This window comes from Pseudomonas sp. H1_A03 (assembly GCF_054685145.1).
The window spans coordinates 5,056,739-5,074,541 of record NZ_CP162829.1; the positions used below are offsets into that span (position 1 = coordinate 5,056,739).

Consider the following 17,803-nt stretch of genomic DNA (forward strand, 5'->3'; position numbering starts at 1 on the left):
GTCATCACTGACAGCTTTGCCACACCTGCCGAATCAGCGCCTGCAGCTTCAGCGCTTCCGCCCAGCGATCACTGATCTCACGCCCATCCGCGCCGGTGATCGCATAGGGCGGCGGGCCCAATTCGCAGGTGAAGCTCAGGCTTTGCGGCGTATCGGGCCGGGCCAGCCAGTCTTCGATCCCGTAGCGCCACCACTGGGTAAAACGCTGTACCCAGCCTTGATGCTGGGGAAAGTCCAGCGACACCTGCACCTGTTCACTGCTGGCCACGCGACCGTGGAAACCCCAGCTGTGGCGCAATATCGTGCGGATCTGTTCATCATCTTCATCGGCCCCTGGCTCCGGCAACTCACGCCCAACCACGTAGTGGGACAGGTCGGCCAGCAGCTTCAAATCGGGCATCTGTGCCAGCAGGTCGAGGGTGAACAACAGATCATTGGTGAGCCGATAACGATGGGTTTCCAGCAGCACAGGAAAGTCCACCTGCTCGGCCAAGCGCTGCCAGCCTTCGACCAACCGCGCGGCCTCGGCTTGGGTGCGCGGGCGCACGTCGGCTTGCAGGGTGAGGTGGTGGCAGCCGTAGCGGCTGATTACGTCCAGTGCCGCCGCCAGATCATCCACCGATTGCGGAAACAGCTGGCCTTCGATCTGCAAGCCCCTGGCCGTGGCGGCGGCGTGCAGGCGTGAGACGTCGGCGGGCTTGAAGTAATGGTCGGTGATGCCGTCGAAACCGGCGGCTTTGATGCGCTCGAGCTGGGCTTCGAGGGGGCCGGGCTCGGTTTGCATGGCCCAAAGGGATTGGAACACCAGGAATTGGCGCATATCAGCCTCGCAGGATGTGTTTGAGGGACAGTTCGGGGTCGGCCAGGCTGGTCGTATTGAGCGCAACGCGTGCTGTGATCAGGCGTTCGCACAGCTTGATGTCCTTGGCCACGCTGTTGCCCGGCGCCCAACCGCACGCACCGTGCAGATGATGCTCGGCATCCAGGTAGAACAGCAGCAAGCCGCCGCCCGGCAATGGCCGACTGACCGTAAGCGGCGTGATCACACCCACGTTCTGCACACCCCAATCGTACTGATCGGACCAGAAACCGGGGAGTGTCTCGAACGGCACATTGCGGCCCAGCAGGTTCAGCGCCGCATGCCGCCCCTGGGCGTCGGCGTTGCGCCAGGTTTCTTGACGCTGATAAAGGCCGTCGCGCTCAAACTCACACACGTCGCCGGCTGCATAAATGTTCGGCGCGCTGGTGCGCAGGTACGCATCGACACGAATGCCCTGCCCTACTTCCAACCCTGCCAATACGGCCAGTTCGATATTGGGCTGCATGCCGATCCCGACCACCACCCAGTCGCAGGGCAACCGCTGCCCGTCCACCAACAGCACGGCGTCGGCCTGGATGGATTCCAGCGCCATGTTCAAACGCACATCCACCCCTTGGCGACGATGCAAATCCAGCAACGCTTGGGAGATAACCGCCGGCAACACCCGGCCCGCCAGGCGCGGTCCGGCTTCCAGCACCGTCACCTCACAACCCAGGCCGCGTGCTGTCGCCGCCACTTCCAGCCCGATAAACCCGCCACCCACCACCACCAGCCGCGTGCCGGGGTTCAGGACACTGCGCAAGGCCAGCGCCTCATCGTGGGTGCGCAGGTAAAGCACATTGGCCTGCGCCTGAGGCAATCGTCGTGCCCTGCCGCCAGTGGCCAACAGCAGACCGGCATACGGCAGCCACTGGCCGTCGGCGAGTTGCAGGCGATGGTGTTGCGGCTCCAAGCGAGTCACCGGATTGCCGGCGATATGCTCAATATCCAGTTCGGCCAGCCGCGCGCTGTCGCACAGGCTGCACCCGGCCAAATCCGCTGTGCCCTGCAACAGGCCTTTGGACAGCGGCGGCCGCTCGTAGGGCACGTGCGGCTCATCGCCGATCAGTATCAGCCGCCCGGTATAACCTTCTTCGCGCAAGGTCAGCGCCGCACGGCCACCGGCATGGCCGGCGCCGACGATAATCAGAGCCTCGTGCATCATCAAGCCGTGACGGCGAGCAATACCCGCCCCGCTTCGACCCGCACCGGGTAGGTCTTGAGGTTGACGCACACCGGCGCGCCCATGGCCTTGCCGGTGCGGTAATCGAAGCGCCCGTTGTGCTTGGGGCACTCGATGATGTGGTCCATCACCAGGCCGTCGGCCAGGTGAATTTTTTCGTGGGTGCACAGACCCGCGGTGGCGAAAAATTCATTGTCGGCCGAGCGGTACACCGCGTAGGTGTGCGGCCCGTGGTCGAAGCGCAGCACGTCTTCTTCGTCTATTTCGCCCACGGCGCAGACGTCGATCCATTGATCGTTCATGGCGTTTTCTCTTGTTCTTGGAGGGAGTTCAGCCGGCAGCGGCTTCTGCATGCACCGGGGCATTGGCCGCCGGTTCTGTTCGCGGGTGTATCGGGCGCTGGATGAAATAGTTTGGATCACTGCGCTGCTTCCAGATGGTCGGCAGGATTTCCTTGTACGCCTCGAAAATATTCGCGTACGGCGGCGGGCAGTCGCCGCGTATTTCTTCGTGCAATTGCGCCAGGGCGTGATACGGCACCATCGGGTACATGTGGTGTTCGAGGTGGTAGTTCATGTCCATGTAGATAAAGCGCAGCACACGGTTCATATAAATGGTGCGGCAGTTGCTGCGGTGGTCGAGCACGTCCTCGGCCAGGCCCACGTGTTGAGTGAGGCCGAAAACATAGCCCAGCCAGGCGCCGTAGATACTCGGCAGGCCAATCAGCATCAGCGGCAGCCAGCTGTGCAGGTACAAGGCGGTGCCGATCACCACGGCGTAGATGCCGACCCAGATTCGCGCCGCGCGGAACACCTTGGGCCATTCGGATTCGGGGATAAAGTCTGCCTCCTGGGCACTCATCCGGCCAATGGCATGGCGCGCCACGCCGCTGAATGTCTTCCAGGCCAGGGGCAAATTGAACAGGCTCAAGAACATCATCGAGAAGCGCGGTGGGCGCGGCTCGACAATCTCCGGATCGCGGCCGACGACGATGGTGTCGGTGTGGTGACGGGCATGGCTCCAGCGCCACACATGGGGCTCGAAGAGGCACATGAAGCTTGCAACCTGGTACAGCACGTCGTTCATCCAACGGGTTTTGAACGCCGTGCCATGGCCGGTTTCGTGCCAGCGCGGGTTAGACGCGGTGCCGTACAGCACGCCATAGGCCAGGAAAAACGGCACGCAGGCCCAGGTGCCCCAGAACCAGTATCCGCCAAAACCGGTGGCGAACAGCGCGGTCACCCAAATGGCGGTGTCGAGCAAGGCCGGGCCGTCGCGGCGCTGCATCAGTTCTTTCATGCGTTTACGCGAGACGGGCGACTGGTACCAACTGGCCGAGACCAGGCCTTTATCAAAAGCGCGGGCGGCTTCGGGGCCGGTGAGGCTGTAGTCGCGGCGGGCGGGATGAGCGGTGTGTTCAGGCATTGTTATTGTTCTCCGCAAGCGGGTGGTTTCAGGTGCTTTGTGAAACCCACGATAGAGAACGCCTAAATCACCCTCAAGGCCTTGAATCCATTCCCTATCAAGCTATCATCCAGGCCCAGCGGAGCTTGATAGTTTTCTATCAAGACGCTCAAGGGGCTTGTCATGAACAACAATAAACGCCCAACCATTGCCACCGTCGCCGCCCAGGCCGGGCTGAGTGTGGCCACCGTCGACCGGGTATTGAATGCCCGTGCGCCGGTCAATCCTGACACAGCCGAACAGGTGTTCCAGGCCGCCGAAGCCGTGGGTTACTTTGCCGCGCGGCTGATTGGCCAGCGCATTCGCGAACGGCGCCCGACCTACCGCCTAGGCATCCTGTTGCTGGGCACCGCCCAGGCGTTCTACGCCAACCTGGCCCGTGCCATCAGCGATGCAGCCGAGCAGCATGCCGGTGCCAACCTCACATGCCAGTTCGAATACATCATCGATCGCACGCCCAGCGCCATCGTCGCGCAAATCGAACAGTTGGCCGTGCAGTGCGATGGCCTCGCGGTGGTCAGTTTTGCCCACCCACTGATCAACGCCTGCCTGACGCAGATCCGCGCAGCCGGCGTGCCGGTGGTCGCCCTGCTTTCGGATATCCACGAAAACGCCGAGGAGCCCTATGTGGGCCAGGACAACCACGTGGTCGGCCGCACCATGGGCTGGTTGCTCGCCCGCACCTGCGGCGCACGCAAAGGCAGCGTGGGGATCTTGCTCGGCGGCCATCGTTTTCTCGGCCACCAGGCGCGGGTCGAAGGCCTGCACAGCTACCTGGCCGAACATGCGCCGGGGCTCAAGCCGTTGGAGCCGCTGATCAACCTGGATAACTGCGACATCACCGAAGAAGCCACACTCGACCTGATCAGCCGTCACAGTGACCTGCGCGGGCTGTGCGTGGTGGGCGGCGGCGGTGATGGCATCATCAGCGCTCTGGCCCAACTGCCCAAACGGCCGACGTTGTGTTGCATTTTGCAGGAATCGACCGAGCTGTCGCGCCAAGCGCTGAGCCAGGGTTTGATTGATGTGGTGATGGACTCGCAGCCGGGGCGGACGGCCGTGGCATTGGTGGCGTTGATGGTGGAATTGCAGAGCGCCGAGGGGTTCGATCCGGTGCGGCATCGGGTGCATATACCGCCGCAGATTGTGACGTCGGAGAATCTCTAGCGCGCTCGGCACTCGACCTTCAAGCCGCCCGCCTCCAGCACGTGACTCTCGATCACCACGGGCAGGAAGCGCTGGATCACCAGCATGTTGCTGTGCAAATGCTCGCTCATGTGCGACGTGGTGAAATGGCCGCCACCCGCCAGCGCCATTGGCAACAGCAACTGATCGGCCAGGTGTTCGCCTACTGCCGTGTCGGTGCCCCGCCACTCACTGGCCTGGTCGATAGCCTGGTCGGCCACCGTTTCGGCGCGCACCTTGGCCATGCCAAAGGCACTGAATAGTTCGGTGACATGCTCGTGGACGAACTCCAGCATCAGCACGTTGCCTGGGCCCTGTTCCGGGTCAATCTCGACCGGGAACAGTTGCGTGTCCGCAAACGATAGACGCTGGCGCACGCGCTTGAACTGGCGCTCGCTCACTTGGGCGGGCAACCCTGCGTTAAGGGTTACCGCGCGGGCTGCGAGCAGTTTTCCGCGCTGCATCAACTGCAGCGGCATCAGCTCGCTGGGTTGGATAAACGCCTCTAACTCACCACCGCCAGCCGGTACAAACCCGTAGCGGTTCAGGCTCAATTCGATGCGCGCGCCCATACGCTGCAACAATGGAAGCCAGGCGCGCTGCAGGAAGTCCACCGGCGGTGCCAGCGGGTTATGGGTGCCGCCGCAGATCGTCACGCGGCTGGCCGTGGGTGCGCGCAGCAATGCCGGCAACAAGGTCTGCAGCACTAGGGTGCAACTGCCGGCTGTGCCAATTGAAAACCGGTATTCGCCCCCTTGAATCGGCCCGGGTTCGAACACCAGTGTTTGCGAGCCCAGTTCAGCACCTTGCACCTTGGCACCACAGACCTGCGCCGCCGCCAGCACGGCGGTCAGGTGTTGACGCATCAAGCCTGGCCGACTGCGCTTGGCGCGGATGTTTTTGATGCGCAGGGTCAACCCGGTCACCATCGACAGGCTGAGCCCGCTGCGCAGTACCTGGCCACCGCCGATGGCGCCGTCGAGTTCAATGAGGTCCTGTTTCATATCTATCCTTAAGCAAAGCGTTTGACCGTGTCCCGCAGGTAGTGGTCCAGTTGTTGGGAGTCTTCATGGGTGCGTGGCAATACCGGCACTTCGCGTTCCAGTTCACGCTGTATGTAGGCGTGCAATGCCGGGCGCCGTGGCCCGTAGGCCGCTTCCCCGGCATTGCGTTTCAACACCAGCAGGGTTGCGACCTCATCGAGCAGTTGTGCGTCATCCACTGTGCTCAACAAATCGGCGAAGGTCATCGGCGGCCGCCCCAGCCCCAGGTCGATCCAACGCACTGCCAACAACGGTCGCAGTACGTAGAAGTACTTCTTGAACCGCACCGTGTCGCCTTGCAGATAGCCGCGAAAGTTCTTCTTGGCCATCGACAGGTAATGATTGCGCGCCGCCGGCGGGCTGTAGAACGCCTCGGCCAGGGCACGCAATTGCGCCGTGGCCTCGGTCTCCTGGCGATACACCAGCGGCGAATCAAGCCATTCCAGCAGCGTGGGGTTGGATTTGCGCAACAGGCCCAAGGTCTTGCGCAACTCCCAGCCGCTCACGTCCAACTCGTCATCCAACGGCCGTTCGATCACGTCGCGCGGCGTATCCACCTGCATGAACCAATCAGGTTTTTCCACGTAGACAAAACGCACGTCGTAGTCGCTGTCGGTGGAGGCAAAACCCCAGGCCCGGCTGCCGGATTCGCAGGCATACAGCACCGTCACATTGCGCTCGCGCTCTATGCGCTCCAACTCCTGAAGCACCCGCGCGCGCATGGCGTCGCTCAATGGGTGGCGTTCTTCCCTTTCCATCTCTATTCCCCTCTTATCCTTTGACGCACACCACTTGACGCAAGGTGTGCAGCACTTCCACCAGCTCGCGCTGGGCGTGCATGACTTGGTCGATGTCCTTGTAGGCCATCGGAATTTCATCGATCACATCGGCGTCCTTGCGGCACTCCACATGGGCTGTTGCGCGGATCTGGTCGGCCAGGGTGAAGGTGTTCTTCGCCTTGGTACGGCTCATGGTGCGGCCGGCGCCGTGGCTGCACGAGCAGAACGACTCTTCGTTGCCCAATCCACGCACGATGAAGCTTTTGGCGCCCATGGAGCCCGGAATAATCCCCAGCTCGCCCTTCTTCGCCGACACCGCGCCCTTGCGCGTCACCAGGATGTCTTCGCCAAAATGCCGCTCTTTTTGCACGTAGTTGTGATGACAGTTCACCGCTTCCAGCGCCACTTCAAACGGTTTGCTGATCACTTGGCGTGTGGCCTGGACCACCGCGCGCATCATCAACTCGCGGTTCTGCCGGGCGAAATCCTGAGCCCAGCCCACCGCTTCCACGTAGTCATCGAAGTGCTGGCTGCCCTCTTCGAAATACGCCAGGTCGCGGTCCGGCAAATTCGCCAGGTGTTGCTGCATATCCGCCTGGGCCAACTGGATAAACAGGTTGCCGATGGCGTTACCCACGCCACGCGAACCGCTGTGCAACATGAACCAGACACGGTTGGCTTCATCCAGGCACACCTCGACAAAGTGGTTGCCGCCGCCCAGGGTGCCGAGGTGCTGGCGGTTGTTACTGCGTTCCAGTTGCGGGTACTTGTCAGTGATCGCCTTGAAGCGCGGATGCAACGCCGTCCATGCCTGATCGGCCTGGGCCGGCACGTCTTCCCATGCTCCCTTGTCGCGGCCCTTACGGCTGCGAGTGCGGCCATGGGGTACGGCGGCCTCGATGGCGCAACGCAGGCCGTGGAGGTTGTCGGGCAAGTCGCTGGCGGTCAGCGTGGTACGCGCGGCGATCATGCCGCAGCCAATATCCACGCCCACCGCTGCCGGGATGATTGCGCCCACGGTAGGGATCACGCTGCCGATGGTCGAACCCTTGCCCAAGTGCACATCCGGCATCACCGCAAGGTGCTTGAAGATAAACGGCATCTTGGCGGTATTCATCAGTTGCTGGCGGGCCTCGGGCTCGACCGGCACGCCCTGGGTCCAGAGTTTGATCGGCTTGCCGTCGGCGACTTCCAGCAGTTGGTAGGTTTTCTCTTGCATGATCTCGATTCTTTTTTTGAAAGCCGGCGCTGCGGCGTTGGTAGGGACATAGCAGCGGGCGTGCCAGGTTTTTAAAAGTCGCTCTAAAAATAAATATCTAATTGTTTTATATCGTTATTTTTAACAACGGATAACTCACACCTAAAAAAACCATGACAAGCTGATCGCCAACTTCATATCCTCACATATCGTTACTTATATTTTGGTCTATCCATGAAACACAAGCGCACCGTCGCCATCGGGTTTATCGGCTCCAAGCTGGATCGCGTCGGCAAAGGCGCCAACCGCTGGAATCACTGGCGCCCCAGCGTCGGCCTGTGCCAGCAGGACACCCTGCAGATTGATCGCCTGGAGCTGATCCACGACATCGACGCCCGTGACGTCAGCCTCGCCGAGCGGCTGCGCGCCGATGTCCAGCAGATCTCGCCCCACACCGAGGTGCGCCTGCACCCCATGCCGCTGAACAACCCCTGGGATTTCGAAGAGGTCTACGGCGCGCTACACGACTTCACCACCGACTACCGCTTCGACACCGAACACGAGGACTACCTGGTCCACATCACGACCGGTACGCACGTGGCGCAGATTTGCTGGTTCCTGCTGACCGAGGCGCGCAACCTGCCCGCTCGGTTGATCCAGACCGCGCCCAGCCGCCGCCTTGACGACACCGCGCCCGCCACGGGCACACACACCCTGATCGATCTCGACCTGTCACGCTACGACCGCATCGCCTCACGCTTCGCCCACCAGCGCCTGGAAGGCCTGGCGTTTCTCAAGTCGGGGATCGCCACACGCAACAGCGCGTTCAATGCCTCCATCGAGCAGATCGAACGCGTGGCCGTGCGCTCCACGGCGCCGATGCTGCTGATCGGCCCCACGGGCGCGGGCAAGTCGTTCCTCGCCCGCCGCATCTACGAACTCAAGCGCAGCCGCCATCAAGTGCAAGGGCGCTTCGTGGAAGTCAACTGCGCCACGCTGCGCGGCGATGGTGCTATGTCGGCGTTGTTCGGGCATACCAAGGGCGCCTTCACCGGCGCACAAAACGCGCGCGACGGCCTGCTGCGCGCGGCGGATGGCGGCATGTTGTTCCTTGATGAAATCGGCGAACTGGGCCCTGATGAACAAGCGATGCTGCTTAAAGCCATCGAAGAAAAGCGCTTCTACCCCATGGGCGCCGACCGCGAAGTGGCCAGTGACTTCCTGATCATCGCCGGCACCCATCGCGACCTGCGCGGGCGCGTGGCCGAAGGGCTGTTCCGCGAAGACCTGTACGCGCGCATCAACCTGTGGACCTTTGATCTGCCGGGCTTGGCGGGGAGGCGCGAAGACATCGAGCCCAATATCGATTTCGAGCTGGAGCGCCACGCCCGCGAGCAAGGCCGCCGCGTGCGCTTCAACCTCGAAGCGCGCCGCCGCTACCTGGCGTTCGCCTGTTCCAGCGAAGCGGCGTGGCTGGGTAACTTTCGCGAGCTGTCTGCGTCGATCACGCGCATGGCGACCCTGGCCGACAGCGGACGTATCGATGAGGCCCAGGCCGAAGAAGAAATCCAACGCCTGCGCTACGCCTGGGGGCTGTCCGAGCCACACACCCTGCTGCCCGCCGACCTGGACCTGTTCGACCAGTTGCAACTCAAGGCCGTCATCGAGGTGTGCCTGCAATCCGATAGCCTATCCGACGCCGGCCGCCGCTTGTTCGGTGTATCCCGCCAGGCCAAGGCCCAGCCCAACGATGCGGATCGCCTGCGTAAATACCTGGCGCGCTTTGCGATTGACTGGAAGCAGTTGAAGCCCTAGCCCTGCGACGCGGTTAGCCGCCACGAAAATCCGTGGCATTCAGGCCGAACCGGCTCATCTTGTTATACAACCCGCCCCGCGACACGTTTAGCTGCCGGGCGGCCAGGCGGATGTTGCCGCGGGTGCTTTCGAGCGCGGCGACGATGGCGTGCATTTCATGGCTGCTCAGGTCCTGGGGCGGTTGCGCTTCGTCAGTGCGCAGCGTTGCGCGCGGCTTGCTTTCCAAGGGCAGGTCGACAGGCTGGATCAGTTCACCCGTCGCCAGGTTGGTTGCCCGTTCAATGCTGTTTTCCAGCTCCCGCACATTGCCCGGCCAGCCGTAGGCCGAGAGCAGCGCCATGGCGTCCGGGGAAAAACCCTGCACCGATTTACGCAGTGAACGCGCGCAGCGGGCAAGAAAGTGCCGCGCCAGCAGCGGTATATCGTCGCGGCGCATGCGCAGTGGCGGCACGGTCAGGTTCAACACGTTGAGGCGGTAGTAGAGGTCTTCTCGAAACGCGCCCTCTGCCACCGCCTGGCTCAAATTGCGATGGGTGGCGGCGATGATGCGCACGTTCACTTGGCGCGAACTCTTCGCCCCCACGCGGGTGATTTCACCCTCCTGCAACACCCGCAGCAGGCTGACCTGGGCATCGAAAGACATGTCGCCAATCTCATCCAGGAAGATAGTGCCGCCCTCCGCCAGTTCGAACTTGCCCGCTGAGCCGCCACGGGCTGAGCCGGTGAACGCGCCTTCGACATGCCCGAATAGCTCGCTTTGCACCAGGTCTCGCGGGATGGCGCCGCAGTTGACCGCCACAAAGGGCCCAGTGCAACGGTCGCTGCCGTTATGGATCGCTTGGGCAAACAGCTCTTTGCCGGTACCGCTTTCGCCGAGGATCAAGGTGGTGGACTCACTGCGACTGGCGATGCGGCCCAGGTGCAGCGCGTCCTGGATAGCGCGCGAGTGGCCCTGGATGGTTTCAAAGGTGTAGCGGGCCTGGGTGCCGATAATGCGCCGGGTAATTTCGCGGATACGGCGGTTCTCGCGCACCGATACGATCACCCCGCCCTGCTCCAGCGGGCAGACTGAAACCAGGCAAGCGAGCTGGCTGCGGTCGTGCAGATGAAAGGTGCAATCCAGGTCGCGCACAGGCTCCCCCGTCGCATCACCCAACTCACTGCGGCCCAGGTGCTGGAACGGGCGACCGATCAGCTCCAGCCCCACCCGGAACAATTGCCGGGCATAGCGGTTGAGCGCCTTGATGCAGCCGCGCTCGTCCAGCACCACCAGGCCTTCGTTGAGCACTTCGAGGACGGTTTGCTGTTCTTCCAGCAGGCCTTGCAGGGCCATCTGCCGTGATACGGCTTCGGCCGCCGCCTGCACGGTGCCGAGGGTATGAAAGTGAAACCAGCCGGGCTCGGCGGTGAGTGTCAGCATCGCCAGGGTTTCACCCTGGGCATTCTTGATCGGCGCGGCGGCGCAGTGCATGCGGCGCTGGCGCAGGCCACGACCAAAATTTTCCTCGGCCAGCACATACACCAGGCGATCTTCGGCCAGGGCCAACCCGGTGCAGTTGGTGCCTTGCACGGATTCCAGCAGGCGGCTGCCCACCGGGGTGATGTCCAGCCCGCAGAAATACAGGGTGGTGCCGTCGGCATCAGTGAGGTTGATATGGCCGCGCGGGTTGTAGGCCAGCAAGCCGTGCATGACTTGCGCGGCGGTAGCGATCAGCACGCGGTGAGTTGCCAGGGTGGCATCAAGGTCGCGGGGCGCCACGAAGCGATACCCGCTGTCATCGGGATCGATACCGGCCTCGACGCTGCGCCGCCAGGAATCCCAGATGACTTGCCGGACGTCGCCAGGGCGCTCGACCCGGCCGGCCAGGCACTCCCGCCACGCCTGCTCCAGCGCGGACACAGGTCCGTCATTCAGCGCGGCAGGCCCCAAGGCCGTCAGGTAGTCGAGGTCTTGCACGCTGAACGTCATGGTCATTGGGGGCATCCGTGTTCATGTTTTTGACATGTCAGTATAGACATGTCATCAAAATGAACACTTTTTGTTTATATGTATTTATAAATTCATAAATATCAGCAAGTTATGAATTGGCACAGCCCTTGCTCCTACCTCTTCGCCCATCAGGACTGTCCTGAGGCCAATAATAAAAAGGGGTTTATTTCATGAGTACACAGAACATCCGCCTGGGCTTGATCGGGGCTGGTCGCATGGGCAGCTTCCACGGACTCACGGCTGCGCGACACATCCCCGGTGCCAGCCTGGCCGCCATTGCCGACCCGACTCCGGGCCAAGCCGCCCGCCTTGCCGCTGAACTGGGGGTAGCCAAGGTCTACACCGACCCGCAACAACTGCTCGACGACCCGGATATCGACGGCGTACTCATCGCCGCCCCCGCGCGCAGCCACGCCGAACTGGTGATCAGCGCCGCGCGCGCCGGCAAAGGCATCTTCTGCGAAAAACCGATGGCCATCACCCTGGACGAAGCCGACCGCGCCATCGCCGCCGCAGCCGATGCGCGGGTGCCCTTGCAGGTCGGCTTCAACCGGCGTTTCGCCAAAAGCTTCCGTACTGCCCACCTCGACGTCGTCGCCGGCCGTATCGGCACGCCGCAACTGTTGCGCTCGCTGACCCGCGACCCGGCATTGAACAACCCGGCCGCTTCACCGCAATGGGTGATTTTCCTGGAAACCCTGATCCACGACTTCGACACCCTGCGCTACCTCAACCCCGGCGCCGAAGCGGTACAGGTGTACGTAATGGCCGACGCGCTGATCGCTCCGGAATACAAAAGCAAAGGTTTCCTCGACACCGCCGTGGTCACGATCCGCTTCGACAATGGCGCGATTGCCACCGCCGAGGCCAACTTCCAGGCCGTGTATGGCTACGATGTGCGCGGCGAAGTGTTCGGCAGCGCAGGCATGCTGAGCATGGGCAGCGTCACTGAATCCGACCTGGTGCGCTACCTGGCCCAAGGCATCCAGGCCGACACTCTACGCCTGGACACTGACCTGCTGCGCGACGCCTACATTGCCGAGCTCAACCACTTCGTCGACTGCCTGCGCAGCGGCGCCAAGCCCCTGGCCAGCGGCGAAGATGCGCGCGCGGCCCTGGCGATTGCGCGCGCCTGCATCGAGTCGTTCGAAACGGGCAAGGCCGTCGCCGTGCAGGGAGCCCAGCGATGATCCCGTTCACACTGGCGGTCAGTGCCGAGATGGTGTTTCTCGACCTGCCCTTTATCGAGCGCGTACAGCGTATTCACGCGCTGGGGTTCAGCGCCGAGATCTGGAACTGGACCGACAAGGACATCAATGCCCTCGCCGCCACCGGTGCCGATTTCACCTCGATGACCGGCTACATCACCGGCACCCTCACCGACCCCGACGGCATCCGCCAATTGCTCGACAGCGCCCGCGAATCCTTGAGGGTAGCCGAGCAATTGAACTGCCCCAGCCTCAACCTGCACGGCACCGGCCTGGGTGACGGCGGCCTGCCCGTGCAGCCGGTGTCCCGGACCACCGCGCGCATGTGGCTGAGCGCCTGCAAAACCCTGGAAAAAATCGCCCGCCTGGGCGAAGACGCCGGCCGCGTGTTCCTGCTGGAAAACCTCAACACCGACGTCGATCACCCCGGCACCCCATTCGCCCGCGCCGACGACACCCTGGCGCTGATCGAAGCCGTGGGCAGCCCACACCTGAAGATGAACCTGGACCTGTACCACGCGCAGATCGGCGAAGGAAACCTGATCGAATTGATCCAGCGCGCCGGTAGCGCCATCGGTGAAATCCAGGTCGCCGACGTGCCGGGCCGCCAGGAACCCGGCACGGGAGAAATCCACTACCCGGCCATTGCCAGGGCGTTGCACGCCATGGGCTACAGCGGCGTGGTCGGACTGGAAGGCTGGGCCAGCGGCGACAGCGAACTGGCCTTGGAGCGTTTCCGCCAAGCATTCACCCTATAACAATAAAAGGATCACCCTTATGAACCGCTATTCGTTGTTCGTTGCCACGCTGTTACTGCTGTTCAGCCAATGGACGTTCGCCGCTTACCGTATCGGCGTGAGCATTGCCCGGGTCGACGACAACTTCATGACCTACGTACGCACCGGCCTCGAAACCGCCGCCCAACAGCAGGACGTGCAGATCCAGTTCGAAGACGCCCAGGGCGACGTGGTGCGCCAGCTCAACCAGGTCGAAGGCTTTCTCAACCAGAAAGTCGACGCGGTGATCGTGCTGCCGGTGGATACCGCCGCCACCGCCAACATCACCCGCGCAGCCACCGCCGCGAAGACGCCACTGGTGTACGTCAACCGCCACCCGGATGAACGCACGCTGCCCAAGGGCGTCGTCACCGTGGCCTCCAACGACATCGAGGCCGGGCAATTGCAGATGCGCTACCTCGCGGAAAAACTTGGCGGCAAGGGCAACGTGGCGATTATCATGGGTGACCTTGCGCAAAACGCCACCCATGACCGCACCGAGGGCGCCAAACAGGTGCTCAAGGACTTTCCCGGCATCAAGGTGGTGGAGCAGCAAAGCGCCGAATGGCAACGCAGCAAGGGCATGGACTTGACCAGCAACTGGTTACTGGCGGGTACACAGTTCGATGCGATCGTCGCCAACAACGATGAAATGGCGATTGGCGCGGCCATGGCGTTGCAGCAAGCCGGGAAAGCCAAGGGCGAAGTGGCGATTATCGGCATCGACGGCTTGCCCGATGGCCTGGCGGCGATCAAGCGTGGCTTGCTGACGGCGTCGGTGTTTCAGGACCCGAAAGCCCAGGCAACCCAAGCGGTGCAGGCGGCGGTCCGGATGATCAAGGGCGAGCCGATTGAATCGGAAGTGTGGGTGCCGTTTGAGCTGATCAAGCCGGAACAGGTGGCGGTGTTTGAGCAGCGCTACAAATAAACTTGGGTACACAAATCCAAATGTGGGAGCGGGCTTGCTCGCGAATGCGGTGGATCAGCCAATGAATCTGTTGACTGACACACCGCATTCGCGAGCAAGCCCGCTCCCACAGTTTTAGTCCAGGTCGCTTGCAGAGTGGCGCTCGGCCAATTGCTCCGCAGGCTCGCCGGATACCCGGTTCACCCTACGCCCCCGCTGCACCGCCGGCCGCGCTTCAATCGCATCCGCCCAGCGCAACACATGCGTGTACTCATGCACCGCCAAAAACTCCGCCGCGCCATACAAACGGCCTTTTACCAACCCGCCATACCAAGGCCAGATCGCGATATCGGCGATGGTGTACTCATCCCCGGCAATGTATTCACTCACCGCCAGGCGCTGATCCAATACATCCAGCTGTCGCTTGGTCTCCATGGCAAACCGATTGATCGCGTACTCCATTTTGCTTGGCGCGTACGCATAGAAATGCCCGAAACCACCGCCCAGGTAAGGCGCACTGCCCATCTGCCAGAACAACCACGACAAGCATTCCGCACGCGCCGCAGGCTCAGTCGGGAAGAATGCGCCGAACTTTTCCGCCAGGTACTGCAAAATCGCACCAGATTCAAACACACGAATCGGCGTGGCGCCGCTACGGTCCAGCAATGCCGGGATCTTGGAGTTGGGATTGACCCCGACAAAGCCGCTGCCGAACTGGTCGCCGTCGCCGATCTTGATCAGCCAGGCATCGTATTCTGCCCCGCTGTGCCCCAGGGCCAGTAATTCTTCGAGCAGGATGGTGACCTTCTGACCGTTAGGCGTGGCCAGGGAGTACACCTGCAGCGGGTGCTCTCCCACCGGCAGTTGCTGATCATGGGTCGCGCCGGCGATGGGTCGGTTGATGCTGGCGAAGGTGCCGCCATTTTCGGTGTCCCAGGTCCAGACTTTCGGGGGTACGTAATCGGTCATGCTTACTGCTCCAGAGGCGTTTGCGATCAGCGAAGCGCCCCAGACTAAACCAAAGGTTGATGGCGCGTCACACCGTGAATGCCGGCCAATCTGCAAGGCCGGTTTAAAGATGCAACGGTACGCCAGCGGCGCCATCGCGCGGCACGTGTACCCGCAGCGCAATCAACAAGGCTGCCAACAACATCAGCACACCGGCACCGAGAAACACACCGGCAATGCCGCTGACACTGAACATCGCACCCCCACCGGCCGCCCCCGCCGCGATGGCTGACTGCACCGAAGCCACTACCATGCCACCCGCACTTTCAGCTTGATCCGGCACGGCGCGAGCCACCCAGTTCGACCACGCCACGGGCACCCCGCCAAAGGCCATGCCCCACAGCGCCAGCAGCAGCGCCTGGCCTGGCAGAGAGGCAGGCAACAGCACCAGGGCGAGCGCCGCGACGCCGACCAATACCGGCATCAGCACCAATGTGCCGAGCGGATAGCGCACCAGCAGCCAACCGGCCAGCAGCGTGCCGATGAAGTTTGCGGCGCCGAACCCCAGCAGCATCAAGGCCAGCCCTTGAGTCTGCACGCCCGTGGTGCTTTCCAGGAATGGCCGAATGTAAGTGAACAGCGCGAAGTGCGCGGTGTGTACCAATACGCAGGCAAACATGCCGATGGCGATGCCAGGGCGCAGCAGCACATCCAATACCGTGCGCAGGCGTGCACTGCCAGTGGGGGCCAGGCGTGGCAGCGTGAACAGCTGGAACGCCAGCGTCACCACGCCAACGGCGGCCGCAGCCACAAACGCACTGCGCCAGCCATACACATCGCCGAGGTAGCTGCCCAGCGGCACGGCAACCACCGTGCCCACCGCAATGCCACTGAAGATGATCGACAGCGCACGGGGCAGCAACGCCGCCGGCACCAGGCGCATCGCCACTGCTGCCGCCATACTCCAGAAACCGCCCAGGGCGACGCCCAGCAGGATGCGCATCAACAGCAGCACCGCCAGGCTCGAAGAAAGCGCCACCAACAGGTTGGACGCAATCATCAGCATGGAAAACCCCAGCAGCACCACGCGCCGGTCGATCCCGCGCGTCAGGCCGGGCACCAGCAAGCCAGCGAACAACGCCACCACCGCCGTCACGGTTACTGCCTGACCAGCCAGGGCCTCCGACACCCCAAGGTCCATCGCCATCGGCGTCAACAGGCTGGCCGGCAGGTATTCTGCCGTCAACAACCCGAATACCCCCATGGCCAGGGAAAACACCGCCATCCAGGCCGGGGCAGCGGGCTCCGCCTTGGAACAGATAGAGGCTTGAGCTACACAATCATTCATTACACGACATCCTCAGGAAATTAGCGCGACCGCCAGTCTAGGTTCGCCAACCCGGATGATCTATGATGCAAACCCTTGAGTTTTTGACCGAAACCCCGAACATGACTGCACCGGCCCCGTTCAATCTGTCCTCCGACCTTATCGATGAGCTGCTGCGCGGCATGCGCCTGCGCGGGGTGCAGTACCAGCGCATCCAAGCCGGACCCCGCTTCGGCATGGGCTTCAACGCCAAACCCGGGCACGCCTACTTCCACTTCCTCGCCGCAGGTGTGGCCACCCTGCGCACCGACGACGGCAACCTGTTTGAATTGTCGGCGGGCAATGCCGTGTTCATCTCCCACGGCGGCGCACATGCGCTGTTGTCCACGGCGGATGTCGCTGTGCAGGACATCAATGGATTTGACGCCACCCCGCTGGGCGATACCGTCTGCGCCGTGGATGCATCGCCCGACACGCCCCCCAGCACGTTGCTGTTCAGCGCCTGCATGGAATTCGAACTCGGCAGTATCCAGGGGCTCGGCAGCCTCATGCCGGCCTTGATGCTGATCGACACCAAGGGCCAGCGTTACCCCGGCCTGATGCCGATCCTGGCGGTGATGGAGCGCGAAGTCGCCAGTGCTCGCGTTGGCTATTCGGGCATCCTCGCGCGCCTGGCCGATGTGGTGGCCGCCATGATCGTGCGGGGTTGGGTGGAATGCGCCTGCGGCAATGCATCGGGGCTGGTGGCAGCGTTGCGCGACGCACGGCTGGCCGGTGCCTTGCTTGCCCTGCATCAGCAACCAGGCCGCGATTGGAGCGTGGCCGAGTTGGCCGCGCGCAGTCATACCTCCCGCTCGGTGTTCGCCGAACGCTTCCAGGCCACCCTGGGTCTTCCGCCGCTGCGCTACGTGACGCAATTGCGCATGCGCCTGGCCAGCCAATGGTTGACGCTTGAGCGATTGCCCATCGAAGAAGTGGCGCTGCGCCTGGGCTATACCTCCCAGGCAGCTTTCAGTCGCGCATTCAAGCGCATCACCGGCCAGCCGCCTGGCGCCAGCCGCCAGGGCGCCCGAAGCCCGGCATAAACCAGCGCCAAGCCATTGCGCAGGCTGATCCCGCGC

16 protein-coding genes are annotated in these 17,803 nt (G+C 62.8%); 6 read left to right on the top strand and 10 right to left on the bottom strand.

Features of this window, described 5'->3' with window-relative positions; genetic code table 11:
* Positions 1–4: 4 nt before the first annotated feature.
* From AB4O35_RS23355 to AB4O35_RS23370, 4 genes are read right to left on the bottom strand one after another with little or no spacing between them, the layout of a single operon-like run.
* Positions 5–820 carry a sugar phosphate isomerase/epimerase family protein gene (locus AB4O35_RS23355; protein ID WP_065881418.1) on the bottom strand — a complete coding sequence of 272 codons (816 nt, stop codon included), beginning with the start codon at positions 818–820 and terminating at the stop codon, positions 5–7.
* Position 821: 1 nt separating this feature from the next.
* Positions 822–2,021: an NAD(P)/FAD-dependent oxidoreductase gene (locus tag AB4O35_RS23360; protein WP_065881420.1), complete on the bottom strand. Its 1,200-nt coding sequence runs from the start codon at positions 2,019–2,021 to the stop codon at positions 822–824.
* A 2-nt stretch (positions 2,022–2,023) separates the two neighbouring features.
* Entirely contained in the window at positions 2,024–2,344 is a 321-nt protein-coding gene (locus AB4O35_RS23365; RefSeq protein ID WP_032888397.1) for a MocE family 2Fe-2S type ferredoxin, read from the bottom strand.
* Positions 2,345–2,372: 28 nt separating this feature from the next.
* Positions 2,373–3,467, bottom strand: coding sequence for a fatty acid desaturase family protein (locus AB4O35_RS23370; protein ID WP_065946279.1), 1,095 nt, complete (start codon positions 3,465–3,467; stop codon positions 2,373–2,375).
* Positions 3,468–3,629: 162 nt separating this feature from the next.
* Here AB4O35_RS23370 and AB4O35_RS23375 point away from each other — a divergent pair, with 162 nt between their 5' ends.
* Positions 3,630–4,673 (top strand): substrate-binding domain-containing protein, encoded by a 1,044-nt coding sequence (locus AB4O35_RS23375; RefSeq protein WP_065881422.1) that lies wholly within the window; start codon positions 3,630–3,632, stop codon positions 4,671–4,673.
* Here the strand turns inward: AB4O35_RS23375 and rtcA are convergent.
* From rtcA to AB4O35_RS23390, 3 genes are read right to left on the bottom strand one after another with little or no spacing between them, the layout of a single operon-like run.
* The gene (gene rtcA / locus AB4O35_RS23380; RefSeq protein WP_065881423.1) at positions 4,670–5,695 is read right to left on the bottom strand and encodes an RNA 3'-terminal phosphate cyclase; all 1,026 of its coding nucleotides are present in this window, start codon (positions 5,693–5,695) and stop codon (positions 4,670–4,672) included. The genes AB4O35_RS23375 and rtcA overlap by 4 nt on opposite strands.
* 8 nt (positions 5,696–5,703) lie before the next feature.
* Positions 5,704–6,492, bottom strand: a complete 789-nt coding sequence (locus tag AB4O35_RS23385; RefSeq protein ID WP_065876223.1) for a nucleotidyltransferase domain-containing protein — start codon at positions 6,490–6,492, stop codon at positions 5,704–5,706.
* Positions 6,493–6,505: 13 nt separating this feature from the next.
* Positions 6,506–7,732, bottom strand: coding sequence for an RtcB family protein (locus tag AB4O35_RS23390; RefSeq protein WP_065876224.1), 1,227 nt, complete (start codon positions 7,730–7,732; stop codon positions 6,506–6,508).
* Positions 7,733–7,945: 213 nt separating this feature from the next.
* On the opposite strand from AB4O35_RS23390, the gene rtcR reads away from it, so the two are divergent.
* Positions 7,946–9,526 (top strand): RNA repair transcriptional activator RtcR, encoded by a 1,581-nt coding sequence (gene rtcR, locus AB4O35_RS23395; RefSeq protein ID WP_065881425.1) that lies wholly within the window; start codon positions 7,946–7,948, stop codon positions 9,524–9,526.
* A 13-nt stretch (positions 9,527–9,539) separates the two neighbouring features.
* Here rtcR and AB4O35_RS23400 read toward each other — a convergent pair whose 3' ends face one another.
* The gene (locus AB4O35_RS23400; protein ID WP_065889384.1) at positions 9,540–11,501 is read right to left on the bottom strand and encodes a sigma-54 interaction domain-containing protein; all 1,962 of its coding nucleotides are present in this window, start codon (positions 11,499–11,501) and stop codon (positions 9,540–9,542) included.
* Between the two features lie 185 nt (positions 11,502–11,686).
* Between AB4O35_RS23400 and AB4O35_RS23405 the strand changes: the two genes are divergently transcribed.
* From AB4O35_RS23405 to AB4O35_RS23415, 3 genes are read left to right on the top strand one after another with little or no spacing between them, the layout of a single operon-like run.
* The gene (locus tag AB4O35_RS23405; protein WP_065889382.1) at positions 11,687–12,706 is read left to right on the top strand and encodes a Gfo/Idh/MocA family oxidoreductase; all 1,020 of its coding nucleotides are present in this window, start codon (positions 11,687–11,689) and stop codon (positions 12,704–12,706) included.
* On the top strand, positions 12,703–13,482 hold the full coding sequence (locus AB4O35_RS23410) for a TIM barrel protein (protein ID WP_065876228.1): 780 nt from the start codon (positions 12,703–12,705) through the stop codon (positions 13,480–13,482). Before AB4O35_RS23405 ends, AB4O35_RS23410 begins: the two co-directional genes overlap by 4 nt.
* Before the next feature lie 19 nt (positions 13,483–13,501).
* The gene (locus tag AB4O35_RS23415) at positions 13,502–14,428 is read left to right on the top strand and encodes a sugar ABC transporter substrate-binding protein (protein ID WP_065876229.1); all 927 of its coding nucleotides are present in this window, start codon (positions 13,502–13,504) and stop codon (positions 14,426–14,428) included.
* 114 nt (positions 14,429–14,542) lie between these two features.
* Here AB4O35_RS23415 and yghU read toward each other — a convergent pair whose 3' ends face one another.
* Positions 14,543–15,376, bottom strand: a complete 834-nt coding sequence (gene yghU / locus AB4O35_RS23420; RefSeq protein ID WP_065876230.1) for a glutathione-dependent disulfide-bond oxidoreductase — start codon at positions 15,374–15,376, stop codon at positions 14,543–14,545.
* A 103-nt stretch (positions 15,377–15,479) separates the two neighbouring features.
* Positions 15,480–16,703 (bottom strand): MFS transporter, encoded by a 1,224-nt coding sequence (locus AB4O35_RS23425; protein WP_065876231.1) that lies wholly within the window; start codon positions 16,701–16,703, stop codon positions 15,480–15,482.
* 65 nt (positions 16,704–16,768) lie between these two features.
* Here AB4O35_RS23425 and AB4O35_RS23430 point away from each other — a divergent pair, with 65 nt between their 5' ends.
* Entirely contained in the window at positions 16,769–17,767 is a 999-nt protein-coding gene (locus tag AB4O35_RS23430; protein WP_065910740.1) for an AraC family transcriptional regulator, read from the top strand.
* Positions 17,768–17,803: the final 36 nt, after the last annotated feature.

What these genes read in the sequence shown, in the direction of transcription:
- AB4O35_RS23390 (WP_065876224.1), bottom strand. Translation starts at nt 7,732, where the DNA reads ATGCAAGAGAAAACCTACCAACTGCTGGAAGTCGCCGACGGCAAGCCG.
- rtcR (WP_065881425.1), top strand. Translation starts at nt 7,946, where the DNA reads ATGAAACACAAGCGCACCGTCGCCATCGGGTTTATCGGCTCCAAGCTG.
- AB4O35_RS23415 (WP_065876229.1), top strand. Translation starts at nt 13,502, where the DNA reads ATGAACCGCTATTCGTTGTTCGTTGCCACGCTGTTACTGCTGTTCAGC.
- AB4O35_RS23410 (WP_065876228.1), top strand. Translation starts at nt 12,703, where the DNA reads ATGATCCCGTTCACACTGGCGGTCAGTGCCGAGATGGTGTTTCTCGAC.
- AB4O35_RS23370 (WP_065946279.1), bottom strand. Translation starts at nt 3,467, where the DNA reads ATGCCTGAACACACCGCTCATCCCGCCCGCCGCGACTACAGCCTCACC.
- AB4O35_RS23400 (WP_065889384.1), bottom strand. Translation starts at nt 11,501, where the DNA reads ATGACCATGACGTTCAGCGTGCAAGACCTCGACTACCTGACGGCCTTG.
- AB4O35_RS23405 (WP_065889382.1), top strand. Translation starts at nt 11,687, where the DNA reads ATGAGTACACAGAACATCCGCCTGGGCTTGATCGGGGCTGGTCGCATG.
- yghU (WP_065876230.1), bottom strand. Translation starts at nt 15,376, where the DNA reads ATGACCGATTACGTACCCCCGAAAGTCTGGACCTGGGACACCGAAAAT.
- AB4O35_RS23355 (WP_065881418.1), bottom strand. Translation starts at nt 820, where the DNA reads ATGCGCCAATTCCTGGTGTTCCAATCCCTTTGGGCCATGCAAACCGAG.
- rtcA (WP_065881423.1), bottom strand. Translation starts at nt 5,695, where the DNA reads ATGAAACAGGACCTCATTGAACTCGACGGCGCCATCGGCGGTGGCCAG.
- AB4O35_RS23430 (WP_065910740.1), top strand. Translation starts at nt 16,769, where the DNA reads ATGCAAACCCTTGAGTTTTTGACCGAAACCCCGAACATGACTGCACCG.
- AB4O35_RS23360 (WP_065881420.1), bottom strand. Translation starts at nt 2,021, where the DNA reads ATGCACGAGGCTCTGATTATCGTCGGCGCCGGCCATGCCGGTGGCCGT.
- AB4O35_RS23385 (WP_065876223.1), bottom strand. Translation starts at nt 6,492, where the DNA reads ATGGAAAGGGAAGAACGCCACCCATTGAGCGACGCCATGCGCGCGCGG.
- AB4O35_RS23425 (WP_065876231.1), bottom strand. Translation starts at nt 16,703, where the DNA reads ATGAATGATTGTGTAGCTCAAGCCTCTATCTGTTCCAAGGCGGAGCCC.
- AB4O35_RS23375 (WP_065881422.1), top strand. Translation starts at nt 3,630, where the DNA reads ATGAACAACAATAAACGCCCAACCATTGCCACCGTCGCCGCCCAGGCC.
- AB4O35_RS23365 (WP_032888397.1), bottom strand. Translation starts at nt 2,344, where the DNA reads ATGAACGATCAATGGATCGACGTCTGCGCCGTGGGCGAAATAGACGAA.